This is a genomic window from Nocardia sp. NPDC046763, from assembly GCF_040645495.1.
In the GTDB taxonomy this organism is placed as follows: Bacteria; Actinomycetota; Actinomycetes; order Mycobacteriales; family Mycobacteriaceae; genus Nocardia.
On sequence record NZ_JBEYYI010000024.1, the window covers coordinates 44,060 to 58,824 of the forward strand.

At 68.2% G+C, this 14,765-nt stretch carries 19 protein-coding genes; 11 read left to right on the top strand and 8 right to left on the bottom strand.

All coding sequences use genetic code 11. From position 1 onward, the window contains the following. Positions 1–36 precede the first annotated feature (36 nt). Positions 37–489, bottom strand: coding sequence for a flavodoxin family protein (locus ABZ909_RS31555; protein WP_357006853.1), 453 nt, complete (start codon positions 487–489; stop codon positions 37–39). A 568-nt stretch (positions 490–1,057) separates the two neighbouring features. Between ABZ909_RS31555 and ABZ909_RS31560 the strand changes: the two genes are divergently transcribed. Beyond that, positions 1,058–2,245, top strand: coding sequence for a cytochrome P450 (locus ABZ909_RS31560; protein ID WP_357006855.1), 1,188 nt, complete (start codon positions 1,058–1,060; stop codon positions 2,243–2,245). A gap of 6 nt (positions 2,246–2,251) precedes the next feature. On the opposite strand, the gene ABZ909_RS31565 is transcribed toward ABZ909_RS31560, so the two are convergent. Both ABZ909_RS31565 and ABZ909_RS31570 read right to left on the bottom strand, forming a co-directional pair. Next, positions 2,252–2,884 carry a hemerythrin domain-containing protein gene (locus ABZ909_RS31565; RefSeq protein WP_357006857.1) on the bottom strand — a complete coding sequence of 211 codons (633 nt, stop codon included), beginning with the start codon at positions 2,882–2,884 and terminating at the stop codon, positions 2,252–2,254. 12 nt (positions 2,885–2,896) lie between these two features. Continuing rightward, positions 2,897–3,739: an NAD(P)H-binding protein gene (locus ABZ909_RS31570; protein ID WP_357006859.1), complete on the bottom strand. Its 843-nt coding sequence runs from the start codon at positions 3,737–3,739 to the stop codon at positions 2,897–2,899. A 175-nt stretch (positions 3,740–3,914) separates the two neighbouring features. On the opposite strand from ABZ909_RS31570, the gene ABZ909_RS31575 reads away from it, so the two are divergent. Beyond that, positions 3,915–4,394 (top strand): MarR family transcriptional regulator, encoded by a 480-nt coding sequence (locus ABZ909_RS31575; RefSeq protein ID WP_357006861.1) that lies wholly within the window; start codon positions 3,915–3,917, stop codon positions 4,392–4,394. A gap of 146 nt (positions 4,395–4,540) precedes the next feature. Here the strand turns inward: ABZ909_RS31575 and ABZ909_RS31580 are convergent, their stop codons facing one another. Together ABZ909_RS31580 and ABZ909_RS31585 are read right to left on the bottom strand one after the other, a co-directional pair. Further along, the gene (locus ABZ909_RS31580) at positions 4,541–5,020 is read right to left on the bottom strand and encodes a DUF1992 domain-containing protein (protein WP_357006862.1); all 480 of its coding nucleotides are present in this window, start codon (positions 5,018–5,020) and stop codon (positions 4,541–4,543) included. A 61-nt stretch (positions 5,021–5,081) separates the two neighbouring features. After that, the gene (locus tag ABZ909_RS31585) at positions 5,082–5,729 is read right to left on the bottom strand and encodes a TetR/AcrR family transcriptional regulator (protein WP_357006863.1); all 648 of its coding nucleotides are present in this window, start codon (positions 5,727–5,729) and stop codon (positions 5,082–5,084) included. A gap of 99 nt (positions 5,730–5,828) precedes the next feature. On the opposite strand from ABZ909_RS31585, the gene ABZ909_RS31590 reads away from it, so the two are divergent. Genes ABZ909_RS31590 through ABZ909_RS31620 form a run of 7 tightly spaced genes read left to right on the top strand, consistent with a single transcriptional unit; the run spans position 5,829 to position 9,995 of the window. Then, positions 5,829–7,220 carry an NAD(P)-binding domain-containing protein gene (locus tag ABZ909_RS31590; protein ID WP_357006866.1) on the top strand — a complete coding sequence of 464 codons (1,392 nt, stop codon included), beginning with the start codon at positions 5,829–5,831 and terminating at the stop codon, positions 7,218–7,220. Beyond that, the gene (locus ABZ909_RS31595; protein ID WP_357006869.1) at positions 7,220–8,161 is read left to right on the top strand and encodes an alpha/beta hydrolase; all 942 of its coding nucleotides are present in this window, start codon (positions 7,220–7,222) and stop codon (positions 8,159–8,161) included. Before ABZ909_RS31590 ends, ABZ909_RS31595 begins: the two co-directional genes overlap by 1 nt. After that, the gene (locus ABZ909_RS31600) at positions 8,158–8,421 is read left to right on the top strand and encodes a hypothetical protein (RefSeq protein WP_357006872.1); all 264 of its coding nucleotides are present in this window, start codon (positions 8,158–8,160) and stop codon (positions 8,419–8,421) included. The genes ABZ909_RS31595 and ABZ909_RS31600 overlap by 4 nt, the downstream gene beginning before the upstream one ends. Further along, complete coding sequence (locus ABZ909_RS31605; protein WP_357006875.1) at positions 8,372–8,554, top strand: hypothetical protein; 183 nt, start codon at positions 8,372–8,374, stop codon at positions 8,552–8,554. Before ABZ909_RS31600 ends, ABZ909_RS31605 begins: the two co-directional genes overlap by 50 nt. 3 nt (positions 8,555–8,557) lie before the next feature. After that, entirely contained in the window at positions 8,558–8,782 is a 225-nt protein-coding gene (locus tag ABZ909_RS31610) for a hypothetical protein (protein ID WP_357006878.1), read from the top strand. A gap of 14 nt (positions 8,783–8,796) precedes the next feature. Then, positions 8,797–8,949 (top strand): hypothetical protein, encoded by a 153-nt coding sequence (locus tag ABZ909_RS31615; protein WP_357006881.1) that lies wholly within the window; start codon positions 8,797–8,799, stop codon positions 8,947–8,949. A 41-nt stretch (positions 8,950–8,990) separates the two neighbouring features. Further along, positions 8,991–9,995, top strand: a complete 1,005-nt coding sequence (locus ABZ909_RS31620) for a PHP domain-containing protein (RefSeq protein WP_357006883.1) — start codon at positions 8,991–8,993, stop codon at positions 9,993–9,995. A 101-nt stretch (positions 9,996–10,096) separates the two neighbouring features. Here ABZ909_RS31620 and ABZ909_RS31625 read toward each other — a convergent pair whose 3' ends face one another. Genes ABZ909_RS31625 through ABZ909_RS31635 form a run of 3 tightly spaced genes read right to left on the bottom strand, consistent with a single transcriptional unit; the run spans position 10,097 to position 13,380 of the window. Continuing rightward, positions 10,097–11,254: a lipase family protein gene (locus tag ABZ909_RS31625; protein WP_357006885.1), complete on the bottom strand. Its 1,158-nt coding sequence runs from the start codon at positions 11,252–11,254 to the stop codon at positions 10,097–10,099. A gap of 40 nt (positions 11,255–11,294) precedes the next feature. After that, positions 11,295–11,891 carry a DUF6817 domain-containing protein gene (locus ABZ909_RS31630; protein WP_357006887.1) on the bottom strand — a complete coding sequence of 199 codons (597 nt, stop codon included), beginning with the start codon at positions 11,889–11,891 and terminating at the stop codon, positions 11,295–11,297. A gap of 4 nt (positions 11,892–11,895) precedes the next feature. Continuing rightward, a complete protein-coding gene (locus tag ABZ909_RS31635; RefSeq protein WP_357006889.1) occupies positions 11,896–13,380 on the bottom strand; it encodes a DHA2 family efflux MFS transporter permease subunit in 1,485 nt (494 codons plus the stop codon). 86 nt (positions 13,381–13,466) lie between these two features. Here ABZ909_RS31635 and ABZ909_RS31640 point away from each other — a divergent pair, with 86 nt between their 5' ends. Together ABZ909_RS31640 and ABZ909_RS31645 are read left to right on the top strand one after the other, a co-directional pair. Beyond that, the gene (locus tag ABZ909_RS31640; protein WP_357006892.1) at positions 13,467–13,913 is read left to right on the top strand and encodes a MarR family transcriptional regulator; all 447 of its coding nucleotides are present in this window, start codon (positions 13,467–13,469) and stop codon (positions 13,911–13,913) included. Positions 13,914–14,028: 115 nt separating this feature from the next. Next, a complete protein-coding gene (locus ABZ909_RS31645) occupies positions 14,029–14,736 on the top strand; it encodes a GntR family transcriptional regulator (RefSeq protein WP_357007102.1) in 708 nt (235 codons plus the stop codon). Positions 14,737–14,765 lie beyond the last annotated feature (29 nt).

Sequence of the window (14,765 nt, forward strand, 5' to 3'; positions counted from 1 at the left end):
CGGCACCAAATGTGTCAGCCACCAGAAATCGGGGGCTCACCCCATCAGTTGTGCGGCGATGGTGGCCCCCAATTCCCAGCAGCGCTCGATCTCCGCCTTCTCCGGCTTCGCCAGCACGATCACCGGTGCGGCCGCTTTCTCCCAGCCGAGTCCGGTCGTCGCGCTCTCGACACTCCGCTCGGCTCCCTCGGTCCCTTGATTCCCGTGGATGTACAGCCCGTAGGGCCGGCCCCTGGTCGAATCCAGGCACGGGTAATAGAAGGTGTCGAATGCGTGCTTGAGCGCTCCGCTCATGTAGCCGAGATTCGCGGGCGTCCCCAGCAGATACCCGTCCGCCGCGAGCACATCGCTCGCCGTCACGCCCAGGGCGGCCCGCCGCACGACGTCGACCCCTTCGATCTCGGGATCCGTGGCGCCCGCCACCACCGCCTCGAACATCTCCTGCATGAACGGTGACGGCGTGTGATGAATGATCAACAGAGTCGGCACGTCCCGAGCCTAACCCTCCGCCGCCGCCCGGCCCGGTTCCTCGGCCGTGCGGGGTGCCCCGATCCGCGCTTCGGTCGATGCCGCGAGAGTTTGTAGTTCACACAGTGGTGAACGTGCTGCAACATCGGTCTGAACGCTTAAGCCGTTGCGGCCGAACCGGTGTCGGACTCAATGTTTCCGGGCCTCGGCAATTGGCCGTGGTTGCGGCCGTGACCGGCGGCGATCGCGGACGCAACCCTCCACCCCCAGAGTCCGCTGCGACTTCATCGAGGTTTGCGGTACGATTCCCACATCACCGAAACATGTTCCAGCGAAACGTATCTCGCGGGTGAACATATCGGGAGAAGTGCACGCTGATCATTGACTCGAAGCGGGAGTGCTGCTGGCGGCCCGAAAACGGCATCGATGTATTCGATTGCTCGGCAAGCGGATACGCGCCACCAGCATTCCAGCAGCAATACCGACCGTTCTCGATCCTGTGTGATCGTTGCACCGGGGGTCGTGGAACTGGTCGCATTCCATCCGTCCATGGGAGCTACACCTTGGTAACTAACGTGTTCGAGGCCGCATGAGGCTGTATTCGCCCGAGTTCACCGCCGACCCCCGCACCGCGTACGACCGGATGCGGCGCGAGCACGGCCACCTCGTCCCGGTCAAAGTGGCGACGGGAGTTTCGGCGACGCTGGTGATCGGATACCGTGCGGCACTGCGCATTTTGAGTGATCCGGACCGTTTTCCCGCCGATCCGAGAGCCTGGGAGTCGAGTCTCCCCGAGAACTGTCCCGTCCTGCCGATCATGGAGTGGGGGACGATCGGTTCCGGGGCGGAGGACGAACACCGCACGCGCTATCGGCTCGCCTACCTCGAGGCGCTGCGCGCCGTCGATCTGTTCACATTGCGGCACGAGGTCGAGGCGGCCGCGGTGCCGTTGATCAACGAATTCTGCGGTGCGGGAAAGGCCGACCTGCTCGACCAGTTCGCGGTGCCGCTGACCGTGCGGGTGGTCAACAATCTGCTCGGCCTGTCCCGGGAGGTCGGCGAGCGGGTGTTCACCGCGATGTCCGTCCTGCGCGATGCCCCCGACGAGGAAACCTCGGACCGCTACAACCAGCGTCTGACCGGAGACCTGCTGGAGGCGGTCTCCGCCAAGCGGCGCGAACCCGGCACGGACGTGATCTCGCGGCTCATCTCGCACCCGGCCGGGCTCGACGACGCCGAGATCGTGGCGCAGCTCGCGGTCCTCTATGCCCGCGGCAGCGAACCCACCTGGAATCTGATCGTCAACACGGTGCTGTTGATGCTGACGGACAGCCAGTTCCACGATGATCTGCTCGCCGGTGCGTTGCCCGTGCGGGACGCGATCGACGAGGTGTTGTTCGTCAATCCCCCGCTGGCCAACTCCTGCGCCCGCTATCCCCGGCAACCGCAGCTGGTCGAGAATGTGTGGCTGCCGGCCGACCAACCGGTCATCATCAGCTCGACCGGATGCAATTCCGATCCGGCGGTGGCGGGCGACCGGGTCGGCAACCGCTCGCATCTGGCGTGGGGCGCTGGATCACGGTCGTGCCCGGCCCAATCCGTGACGCTGGTCATCGTGCAGGAGGCTCTGGACCAACTGCTGGACGCGCTACCCGAGATCGAATTGGCCATGCCCGCAGACCAACTCGAATGGCGGCCGAGCGCGTTCCATCGCGCGCCCGCCGCGGTTCCGGTGATCTTCCCGCCCGCCCTGCCGCTGGCCGTCCCGACCCTGTGAGTACTCCTATCGCCACAGGCGACTGCGGCGGTAAAGGGGTTGGAACGCCACACGATTCAGGATGCCGACCGGGGCGGGCATGGCGGCCAGGAACGCACGGCGCTCCTCAGGGGTGACGTCGTCGAGGATCCACGGGATGTAGACGGCCGCGCCGGAGGGGCCCTGACGCCGGGCCATCGCGGAGCGGAAGGCCGCCCAGTCCGCGGCCGTCAGTTCCTGCTGGATGAGTGGCAGGGCGGCAATCTCCTCGTGCCGCATGTGATTACCGAGGACTTCGGCCAGCTCCAGGACGCGCGCACCGAGATCCGGGGCTCGGTGTGCGATGGCCGAGTCCACGCTCGCCAGCAGCGGATCCAAGTGCGCGTGCTCGGCCTCCATATCGGCGATGAGCGCGAGCTCGACGGGACGGCCGGCCACCGCGCGGTGCAGTGCGGGCCACAGCACCACGTCCTCGACCGAATGGTGCACGTCCAGTTGGCGTTTGAAGTTCGCCCAGCCCGCTCGCACGCCCGGGGCGTCCATCCGACCGGCGTCGGCGGCCTCGCGCAAACGCCCCAGATCGCGGCGAAAAGCATTGTGGGTGGCATACATCGGCGTGAAGTCGATAAGTTCGGAACTCGACGGGGAGTCGACGGACATCGGTGGATCCCTTCAGTTCTGGAATGCGGAGGCGTTCTCGTCGGCCCACTGCGCGAAGGTGAGCGCAGACCGGCCCAGCAATTCCGCGACGATGCCGGTGGTGGGGCCGGGGGTGCAGGCGTAGTCGGCGAGCGAGCCGAGCAGCCGGGCCGGAACCTCCTCGGGCAGGCCCTGGGTCAGCAGCGCGGCCCGCACCTGATCCGGCGCGACTTCGGCGAATGACAGGTCGACGCCGAGGGCCTTGCCCAGGATGCGCACCTTGTCGCGTTGGTCGAGTGACTCCGGGCCGGTGAGGACGTAAGCGCGTCCGCCGTGGCCCGATTCGGTGAGCGCGCGAACCGCGACGGCGGCGATATCGCGCTGGTGGATCGGTGAGGTGGCCGCCTCGGCGTACGCGCCGCGGACGGTTCCGGTGGCGCGGATCTGCGGGGCCCAGGCCAGCGCGTTGGCGTCGAAGTCCGCGCAGCGCAAGGCCGTCCAGTCCAGGCCGGAGTCCCGCGCGGCCTGTTCCGCGGCCCGGAAGCCGTCGGCGAAGCGGGCTTCTCCCGCCGGGTACTGCACCGTCAGCGCCGAGATGACCACCGCGCGGCGCACGCCCGCCGCGGCGGCCGCGGCCAGTAGGTCAGCGGCCGCCGCCCCGACCGCGCGCGGGCTGATCAGCACCGCTTCCGCGCCGTCCCACACCGGACCCAGCGAGCGCGGGTCCGAGGGATTCCCGCCGACCACGCGCACATCCGGGGGCAGCGCCGCCCGCTGCGGATTCCGGCTGACGGCGGTCACCTGCTGCCCGGATTCCAGTAGAAGCTGGATGGTTTCGCGGCCGACGACTCCTGTCGCACCGGTGATGACGATCATCGTGAGCTCCTTTTTTGTACGATTGTCATATAATTCGAATAGTAGATGCTACGAATTTCATACTACAAGGTGAGCTGGGTCACTCATGCATAGGCACTTCCACAGATGAGGCCCATCCGGGGCCAAGTACGGGTGACGTAAAGTACGAATCTCATACGAGCCGATGGGAGGCGTGGTGGGTGCTGCAGCGGATCGCGAGGAAGCCCGGCTGCGGCGGCGCGCCGCGGGCGACATCAAGGGCGCGATGCGCGGGCTGCGCAGCAACCTGGCCATGCTCAACCGTCAAGTCGGGGTGCGCCTGGAACTGCGCGACGTCGACGTCGACTGCCTCGACGTGATCAACAGCCAGGGCCCCATCAGCCCCACCGCACTGGCCCGCGCCGCGGGACTGCACCCCGCCACCCTCACCGGCATCCTCGACCGGCTGGAGCGCGGCGGCTGGATCGTCCGCGAACGCGCCGCCGCCGACCGGCGCTCGGTCGTGGTCCGCACCCTCCCCGACCGCCTCGGCGAGCTCTACCAACTACTGTCGGGCATGAACAGCTCACTGGACGAGATCTGCGCCGACTACACGACCGAACAACTCCAGCTCATCGCGGGATTCCTCCGCCGCAGCGCCATCGCAGGCCACGACTCCGGCCGCGAACTCCAGTAACCGCCACCACCTTCACCCATAGCGGAATCCCAACGGCGGCAACGACACCCGGCCGCCTCCCGCGGCAGGCGAGGGCGGTACCCAGGGCGGTCCTGCCTGCGCCCGGGAGGCCGCTCACCAGGACCAGCCGTCCGTCCACGGAAGGCTCAGCCTCTGAAAAGTCTTCGCCACCAAGGCCGTTCGATGCGAGCGTCCGAGGACGGGATTGCGGTGCGGGGTGGGCGGGCGGATTTGCGTTCGGCGCGCCAGGCTTCGACGACCTCGTCGACCTTCAGGGGGCCGATCGGGACGTGGGGGCCGGTTGGCATGCGAAGGTACTGGACTATGCGGTCGTTGAGGGAGGCCACCGTAGCGCGAACATCCCTCTCGGAGAACATGTCCCGGACGGTTTCCTGGATGCGCTCGCGTTCCCGGCGCAGGACGATCGATTCCGGGAGGAGGGCGTCGCCGCCCAGCCCCTCACGCTTCAGATAGTTGCGCAGCCACCAGTCTTCGTCGGCGGCGCCGGACGGGATGGGTTGGCCCGCACCCTTCAGGTTGTCGAATTCGCCACGCTCCGTTGCCTCGCGGACCTGTTTGTCGATCCACGATTCGAAGGAGAGCCCGGGCGGTTTGCGCTCGGTCATGTCCCGATCCTACCGATCGCCACGAAGCAGCCGAGTGCGCGAGATCCCTTCCGGCGCCGGGTCAGTTGTCGCCGCGGTAGGGGTCGAACACGGTGGTGACCAAGCGGTGGGCGGTGGCGACGGCGTGGTCGGCGCCGCCCTCGGCCAGGCCGAGCAGCGGGTCCAGGCCGGGGACGTGGGGGGCGAGGGCCAGGTGGGGCAGCATGAGGAGCAGCAGCGAGAGCAGGGCCTGGGTGTCGGCGCCGGGGCGGAGGGCGCCCTGCGCGGTCGCCACATCGAAGAGGGGTTGCAGCACGGCCACGTAATGGCGGTTGACGGATTCCCGGACGGCGGTGCGGGCCACGGGGTCGGGTTCGAGGTTGGCGGCGGCGGTCATCGCACGCTCGAGCGGGTGGTCGTAGAAGTAGCGGATCCAGGCTTCGAGGAGGACGTCGAGGGAACCGAAGAAGTCACTCCCCCAGTCCAGTTTTCTCGCGGTCGCCTCCATGGCCGAGCGGATCCGTTCGCTGGACAGTTCCGCCAGGTAGACGTACATGTCGGCCTTGTCGGCGAAGTACTGGAACAGGCTGCCCTTGGAGACGCCGGCCTCGCGGCAGATGGTGTTGAGGCTGCCGCCGCTGAACCCGCGGGCCGCGAATTCGGCCTCGGCGGCGGCCACCACGGCGGCCCGGCGCGGCGCGGGGAGCCGGTCCCATGTTCCTGTCGGCATCACCGATCTCCTCTGCCCGCGGGCTATTGACTGTGCGACGGATTACATCCTACAGTGACCAGCGGTCATATGACCGCTGGTCATAAAGGAGTCCGAGTCATGTCCAACAATTCCAACCAACCGAGGGTCTGCGTCATCGGCGCGGGCTCCGCCGGTATCACCGCGGTGAAGGTGCTGGCCGAACGCGGCATCGACGTGCACTGCTACGAGCTGTCCGACCGGGTCGGCGGCAACTGGGTGTGGGGTAACAGCAACGGAGTATCGGCCGCGTACCGGTCGCTGCACATCAACACCTCACGCCAGCGCATGGAGTTCAGCGACTTCCCCATGCCCGCGCACCTGCCCGACTTCGCCCGCCACGATCAGATCGCCGACTACTTCGATGCGTATGTGCGGCATTTCGGGTTCGGCGACCGCATCCGGTTCCGCACCGGGGTCGACCATGTGCGGCCGCAGCCCGACGGCACCTTCGACGTCACGCTGTCGACCGGCGAGACCGTCGTCTATGACGCGGTCCTGGTCGCCAACGGCCACCACTGGGATCCCCGCCTGCCTGAGCCGATGTTCCCCGGCGCGAGCGAATTCCGCGGCGAGATCATGCATTCGCACGCCTACACCGACGAAGCGCAGCTGACCGGCAAGCGGGTCGTGGTGCTGGGCATGGGCAACTCCGCGATGGACATCGCCGTCGACGCCTCGTATCACGCTGCCGAGACCTATCTTTCGGCGCGCAGCGGGGTGCACGTGATTCCGAAGTACGTATGGGGCCGCCCGTACGACCGGATCGGAGCGGCCGAATGGTTCCCGTCGTTCCTGCGCTGGCCGTTGGCCCGCAAGCTGATGGCCGCGGCGACCGGGCCGATGACCCGCTACGGGCTGCCCGCGCCGGATCACAAGTTCGCCCAGGCACATCCGACCATGTCGAGCCGGATCCTGGATCGGCTCGCGCACGGGGCGATCACGCCGATGCCGACCATCGATCGCTTCGACGGTGACGAGGTGGTGTTCGCCGACGGTCGCCGGGTAGCCGCGGATCTGGTGGTGTTCTGCACCGGGTACAAGATCAGCTTCCCGTTCTTCGACCCCGGGTTCCTGGATCCGTCGGGCGACAATCGAATGCGCCTGTACCGCCGCGTCTTCCACCCGGAGGTGCCGGGCCTGTACTTCGTGGGGCTGGTGCAGCCGCTGGGCGCGATCATGCCGATCGCCGAACGCCAGGCGCACCTGATCGCCGACCACCTGCAGGGCCGCTACCACCTGCCAGGACCGGCCGAGATGGACCGGGAGATCACCGCGTACCAGCGTGGCATCCAGCGCCGGTACGTGGCGTCCAAGCGCCACACCATTCAGGTCGACTTCGACGACTACATGCGCGATCTGCGGCTGGAGCGCCGCCGCGGCGCGCAACGGCCGGGCGGGATCCACCCCGTCGATCGCCCGACCGCGAGTGTCGCCGCCCGCCGCACCCGCGACGCCGAGGTGGTGGCGTGATGAGCGAGAACACCACGGGCGCAAGCGAACACGATGTGCGCTTCCCGTCCGAGGACGGGTCGTACTGTGCTGCGACCCTCTATCTGCCCGAGCACCGGCCCAGGTCCAGGCCGCCGGTGATCGTCATGGCGCACGGGCTCGGCGCGATCCGCGCCATGGGCCTGTCCGCCTTCGCCGAACGTTTCACCGCCGCGGGATACGCCTGCCTGGTCTTCGACTACCGCCATTTCGGCGACAGCGAGGGCATGCCGCGGTATCTGCTGTCGACCCGCAAACAGCGCGCCGACTGGGCGGCCGCGATCGCCTTCGCGCGGCACCTGCCGCAGGTGGACGGCGACCGAATCGTGGCCCGGGGCACCTCTTTCGGCGGCGGGCACGCCATCTACACCGCGGCCCAGCGCCCGGCCGGGCTCGTCGCGGCCATCGCCCAGTGCCCCTTCACCGACGGCATCGCCTCCACCCTGGCCATTCCACCGGTCAACTCGGTCAAGGCCACCCTCGCCGGTGTCCGTGACGTCGCCGGGGCACTGCTGGGCCGTGCGCCGCATATGATCACGACAGCCGGGCCCGTGCACGGCACCGCGCTGATGACCGCACCCGATGCCGAATCCGGTTATCTCGCACTGGTTCCGCCCGGTGCGGACTTCCGCAACGAGGCCGCGGCCCGCGTCGTCTTCGATATCCTGACCGATCGGCCGGGCCGCTTGACCGACCGCATCGAGGTGCCGATCCTGTTCTCGGTGTGCGAAACCGATTCCGTCGCACCGGCGAAGCCGACGCTGCGCTATGCGGCCCGGGCGCCGCGCGGCGAGGTCCGCACCTACGCCGACGGGCATTTCGACATCTATCGCGATACGGCCTTCGATCGCGTCGTCGCCGATCAGCTCGACTTCCTGCGCCGCCGTGTCCCGCTCAGCGCCGAAGGGAAATCGCAGGCATGACCGGCCGCACCGTGCTGCTCGGGGCCACCGGCTACACCGGCGACCTCGTGCTCGAGTCGCTGCTGCGCCGGAGCATCGAACCGGTCCTGGCCGGACGCAATCGCGCGGCCGTCCGGGCCCGCGCCGAACGCACCGGCGGCCTGAACTACGCCTTCGCCGACGTCACCGATCCGACGAGCATCGCCGACCTGGTCGGTCGCGGCGACGTTCGTGGCCGAGATCCACCTCGAGGGCCCCAGCATCTACACCCTCACCGGTGAGCTGATCGCCTGGGCCGCAAAGCAACTCGCCACGAACCGATTCCGTGACGCAGGGGTGGTCGGCCCGGTCGAAGCCTTCGGATTCGACGCCCTCCTCCAGGGCTGCGCCGACCTCGGGCTCGTCCCGGTGTGACCCATGACCACCGACGAGCAGGCCCTCATCGATTTCGCCCTGGTGTGGCAGCCATTCCACGGCCCGCCCGCCGAGGACATCCTTACCTCCTTCGGCCTTACTCCCCCTCAGTTCCGCGCCCGGATCCGCGGAATCCTCACCGCCCCCGGCACCCGCCTCGATGCACCACTCCGACAGCACGCACGAGCAGTCCTGCGCTCCTATCTGCCCACAGCCGGTCACCACTGACACCCGTCCGGTCGATGCGAAACGCGACCGCGGTCGGCTGCGGCATGAATCCGGATCGATACCAGCGATGGTCCCTGCGCGATTCGACGGACGGATTCCTCATCGTCGGTGGCCTGGTGGTCGCGGCGGGTTCAGCCGTCCTGCTGCGCCGCACCACACGCCCGTAACCGCGACCGCTTCGCCGGGTTCCGCGGGCACACTGAAGGGCATGGATCCTGTCGTCGCGTTGCGGATGATCGCGTTCTTCAAGGACCGGGCCCGGGAGGATTCCCGGCGGGTGATGGCCTATCGCAATGCCGCCGACATCGTCGAGGGTCTCGACGATGCCGAGCGGGAACGGTTGGGGCGGGCCGGCGACTGGCAGTCGCTGCCGGGGATCGGGCCGAAGACGGCGGCGGTGATCGCGCAGGCGTGGGCCGGGCGGGAGCCGGACACGCTGATCCAATTGCGGACCGCCGCAAAGGATCTCGGAGGCGGCGAGTTGCGGGCCGCGCTGAAGGGCGACCTGCACGTGCATTCGAACTGGTCGGACGGATCGGCGTCCATCACGGAGATGATGGCCACCGCGCAGGCGCTGGGGCACGAATACTGTGCGCTCACCGACCACTCCCCCCGCTTGACCGTCGCCAACGGGCTCTCACCGGATCGGCTGCGGCAACAACTGGATGTCATCGACGAACTCCGCGACCGGTTCGCGCCCATGCGCATTCTCACCGGCATCGAGGTCGACATCCTCGACGACGGAGCGCTCGACCAGGAACCCGACCTGCTCGACCGCCTCGACATCGTGGTCGCCAGCGTCCATTCGAAGCTGAAGATGGACGCGGCCGCCATGACCCGCCGCATGGTGCGCGCGGTATCCGGCGGCCGGGCCACGGTCCTCGGCCACTGCACTGGCCGCCTCGTCGAAGGCAACCGCGGCACCCGCCCGGAATCGACATTCGATGCCGAACAGGTCTTTTCCGCCTGCCGCGACCACGGCGTGGCCGTCGAGATCAACTCCCGCCCCGAACGCCGAGACCCACCCACCCGGCTCCTGAACCTGGCCCTCGACCTGGGCTGCCACTTCTCCATCGACACCGACGCCCACGCCCCCGGCCAACTCGACTTCCTCGGCTACGGCGCCCAGCGCGCCCTCGACAACAGCGTCCCCGCCGACCGCATCATCAACACCTGGCCGCTCGACAAGCTCCTGACCTGGGCAGGTTCCTAGCCCCGATCGAGATCAGGGAGCTCTCAGCGCGGTAATTCGTCCGAGTCGGCGCATGAGAGCTCCCGATCTTGTTGCTCGAGGTACGGGACGAGGCCGCCGGGTCAACGCGGGCAGGTGGATTGGAAAGGCTTGTTCACGAACAGGTCGTCGATCCAGGACGACCACTGCGGTATGACGGTGGCGGGGGCGTCGTGGCCGCCGGGCACTGTGAGGTCGTGGACCGGGGCGCCCAGGGTGCACATCTTCGAGATTGCGGCGGTGGACCAGGTGGTGTCGACCAGTCTGTCGGCGTCGCCGCGGACTATGTACGTGGAGAGTGCGGTGGCGGATCGGGGGAGATTCGTCCGGGATTGAAAGTCGGCGAAGGGGCGGGCTGCGGCGTCGTCGGTGAAGGATGCTTCGGCGGGGGTGGCGGCCCGGCCGAGGGCCATGTCGGCGGGGGCGAAGGTGCCGGTGCAGGCGGATTCGAGATGGGGTGCGGCGGTGAGCAGATCGCCGTGGATGACCTGGTCGTAGCGGTAGTCGGGAGTGGTGTCGCGTACTGCGGCAACGAGATACGGGATGATCAGGTATTGGTCGGGGGCGTTCAGGGTGCCGGTGCGGACGGTGTCGACGAGCTGGAGTTCCAGGGCGGGTGAGAGGAGGACGACGCCGTGGAGGTTCAGGTCCGGCGCATAGGATTTCGCGGTTTCGGCGGCGGATTCGGCTGCGCGACCGCCCTGGGACACGCCGAGGAGCACGGTGTCGGACGACAGCGGGAGCCCGGTGGAGTGGGCGGCGCGGATCGCGTCGAGGACGTCGTAGCCGGAGGATCGGGAGTCCAGGTACGGGGCGTTGCCGGGGCCGTCGAGTCCCTGATAGTTGGTCATCACCACGGCGCGGTGCCCGGCCAGGAGTCCGGCCACCGTGGAGGCCGAGCCGAAGAGGGTGGGCGAATTGGTGGGGGCGCAGGCGCTGACGACTCCGGAGGTGCCGTGCGCGAAGGCGATGACGGGCCAGCCGCCGGCGGGGGCATCGCCGGTGGGGACGAAGATCGCGCCCGATACCTCGATCGGCTTCCCTGCCGGGGAAGTGGATCGGTAGCGGATGTAGGTGGCCGAGGACATCGCGGCCGTCAGGGCGGGATCGAGATTGCCCATCGGTCGCTGGGATACCAGCTTTCCGGGAGAGTCCGCCTTCGGCGCGGTCGTGTCGGAGGTGGCGCCGCACGCGGTCAGAAACAGGGCAGCCAGTACCGGGAAGACAAGCGCTGCTCGCATACCGCTCCTTCGGATCGGGGTTCGATGACAGCCTCCTCGATTAACTCGAATCTAGCTGGTGCGACCACCCGGGCCGGAGCAGGGGCGCCAGCTGACCTTCGCAGGCGGACCATGCGGCCCGCGAGAGACGGGGGCGGACACGCGCGAAGAGCTCGTAGAGCCCCGTGCCGTATTTCGTTGCCAGTTCGGCATTTTGCGCCAGCACGTCCAGCTCGTTGGCGATCGTCAGCTCCAGAAAGGCCCGGAAATCGGGCTCGGAGGGTTCGAATTCACCGCCTGTGAAGCGGTCCCGGAACCGCACCGGAACCGCGTCGATGCGGGGATAGACCGTTTCGCGATCACAGGCGGCGTACTGGTAGATCCATCCCTCGGCCCGCGTACCGACCAACTCGACAACCGTTGCGCGATCGGATAATTCGACGAGCGAGACACCGAATCCATCGGTGCCGTATACGGCGTGCGCCAGGCCGGCGAGCTGGAGGTCGCCGTCATGCCCCCACGCCGCGAGTGTGTCGGCGACCCGGCCCAGGTGGGCGAGCAGTGTCCCGCCGGGATGGTCGATGGTCTCCGTGCCGCGATCCCGCAGGAACCGCTCGACGCGGTTCCTGCGGGATGCGAGGGATTCCGGCTCGTTCACCTGTTCATTGTCGCGCGGGAACCGGTTCGGCGGCAGCCGCTTTCACCCGCCGCTGCTGTCGGTACAGGATCGTGGAAGCCGCGGAGGCCGCCACCGAGAGAGCGGCGAGGATTCCGAAGGCGAGGTGGTAGCCGGACATCGGCGCCCAGCCGGATGACGTTGCCCGGGAGAGGATTACGGCCACCAGCGCTACCGCGACGGCCCCGCCCACCCGCTGCAGGATGTTCACGAAGGCCGTGGCGTCGGGCAGCTGCTCGTGCCGGACGGCCGCATACGCCGCCGAGACCAGCGGCATGGCGCCGACACCGGTGGCCATACCCGCCGCGAAGAGCAGGAATTGGATGAGGATTCCGTTCGCGCCGACCGGCAGGAACGCGAGCGGCAGCACGGCGCAGGCAATGGCGAGGTTGCCGAGCACCGCGACCCGGCCGCCGCCGAACCGGTCGGTCAACCGCCCGCCCAGCGGCAGCATGATGATGCCGCCCAGGCCGTAGCCGAGCAGGTCGACGCCGGTGCGGATGAGCCCGGTGCCGTGCAGCACCTGGAAGTACAAGGGCAGCAACACCATGACGCCGAACATGGCCCCGCCCGCGAAGAAGCTGGCGCTGGTGGCGGTCCGGAAGGCGTGGTTGCCGAACATCCGGATGTCCAGCAGCTGCCGCCCTCCGCGCAGCGCACGGGTGATGAATCCGGAGAGGCCCGCGAGCCCGAGCACCATGGGCAGCCACACCGACAGCGAGGTCACCGACCCCGTCGTCCCGACCTCGGACAACCCGTACACCACCGCGGACACGCCGCCGCCCGCGAGCACCAGGCCGATCACGTCGAGCGGCTGCGTCGCCACCCCGCTGGTCCGTGGCAGATACCGCAGCCCCAGCGCCAATCCGGCCAATCCGAACGGAATGTTGATGAGGAACAACCACTCCCAGCTCCAGTGCGCCAGCATGAGCCCGCCGATGGTCGGCCCGATGGCGGGCGCGCCCACCACCGCGATGCCGACCACACCCATGACCCGGCCCATGCGCTGCGGCCCGGCCGCCTGACCCAGGATCGTCTGCCCGGCCGGGATCATGAGTCCCGCCGCAAGTCCCTGCAGGACGCGCATTCCGATCAGCCACCCCGCGGTCGGCGCGAAGGCGCACGCCGCCGAGGTCACGGTGAAGGCGACCAGCGCCCCCATCCACAGCCGGGTCACGCCGACCCGCCGCGCCAGCCAGCCGCACACGGTGAGTGAAACACCGAGGGCCAGCAGATATCCGCTCGCCACCCACTGGATCGTGGCAAGCGACGCGCCCAGATCCGCGCCGATGGTGTGCAGCCCGATATTGACCAGCGAGGTGTCCAGCATGCCCATGACCGCGCCGAACACCACCACGCCGGCGGTGCGCCAGACATGCGCGGGGATCTTGTCGGAATGGGCGGGGGCGGGAGCCCTGGCGGGCGCTCCCCCGGCACCGGATTTCCTGGTGTCCGAACGCATTTGCGTCATCGGACCTCTCCTTCGATAGTTGATGAGCGACTCAATTGCAGAGAGTATCAATGATTGAGTAGCTCAACAATAGATATAATCAGCGGGTGCCCGAAGAACGTTCCGACCCGGCCGAGGTCCACCCCCCGAGCCTGCTGCGCCACCCGACCTACGCGCTGGGCAAGCTGCACAAGGCGATGCACTCCCACCTCGGGACACCCCTGCGCGAGCACTGGGTGCTCACCTACCTCGCCGAGAGCAGTGAGATCTCCCAGCAGGAGATGGCCAACGTCCTGGAGATCGACCGCAGCGAAGTGGTGCGGCTGATCGACAGCCTCGAGAAGGCCGGTCTGGTCACCCGCACTCGCGATCCGCACGACCGCCGGAAATACCGGCTGGCTATCACCGCCGCCGGCAATCGGGTCCGCGCGGAGACCGACGCGAAGATCGCCGCCGCCACCGATGTGCTGCTCGCGCGCCTGACCCCCGCGGAAAGGGATACCCTGCACCGACTTTCGCTCAAGGCCCTGGGCTACGACATCGACGAGAGCTGACCCACACGCGCCCGGGCAACCACCGCGCGATGGCTCACAACCAGTGAGGGCTGTGAACCCGGTTACGCGTAGGGCTAGGGTTGGGTCCGTGCCTTCTCGCCCCCGCCTACCCCGTTTGCCCCAGCTCAACCCGCCGCTGGATGCCCGCCGCGGCTACTCCCAGCAGGAGATTCTCGGCGAATTGCGCCGGCTGATCCTGGAGGGAAACCTGCCGCCCGGTACCGGTTTGCCCCTGGGTGAGATCGCACGTGAATTCACCGTGAGCGCCATCCCGGTGCGCGAGTCGCTGCAGACCCTGATCGGCGAGGGCCTGGTCGAGCACCGGCCCAACTTCGGCTACCAGGTCACCATGCTGACCGCCGACGAGCTGCGTGAGCTGTACATCGTGCGCGAGCGCCTGGAGTCCGCCGCGCTGGCCGCGGCCGTGCACAATGCGACCGAGGCCGATCATCAGCTGGCCCGCGAGATCCACGCCCGCCTCGAGCAGGCGGTGCTCACCGAGAACGCGGTGGCCTATCACCGGGAGACCCGCAACTTCCACCTCGCTCTGGTGCGCCCGTCGGGCATGCCGCGCGTGGTGCACATGCTCGAATACGCCTGGAACATCACCGAACCCGTGCAGCCCATGGTGCATGTGACGACCATGGATCGCGTGGTGCTGCACGCCGACCACAGCAAGCAGCTGCAGGCCTTCCTAGCGAGGGATGCTGAAGCGTTGCTGACTGTCACCGAGGGGCACCACGCACGCTTGAACGGCGTCCTCTCGCATCTGCCCACCGACACCGGTTTGTTCGCCGAACCCGCAGGTGAAGAAGATATATAACCCCTGAGCCAGGGGCTTTCGAACATATA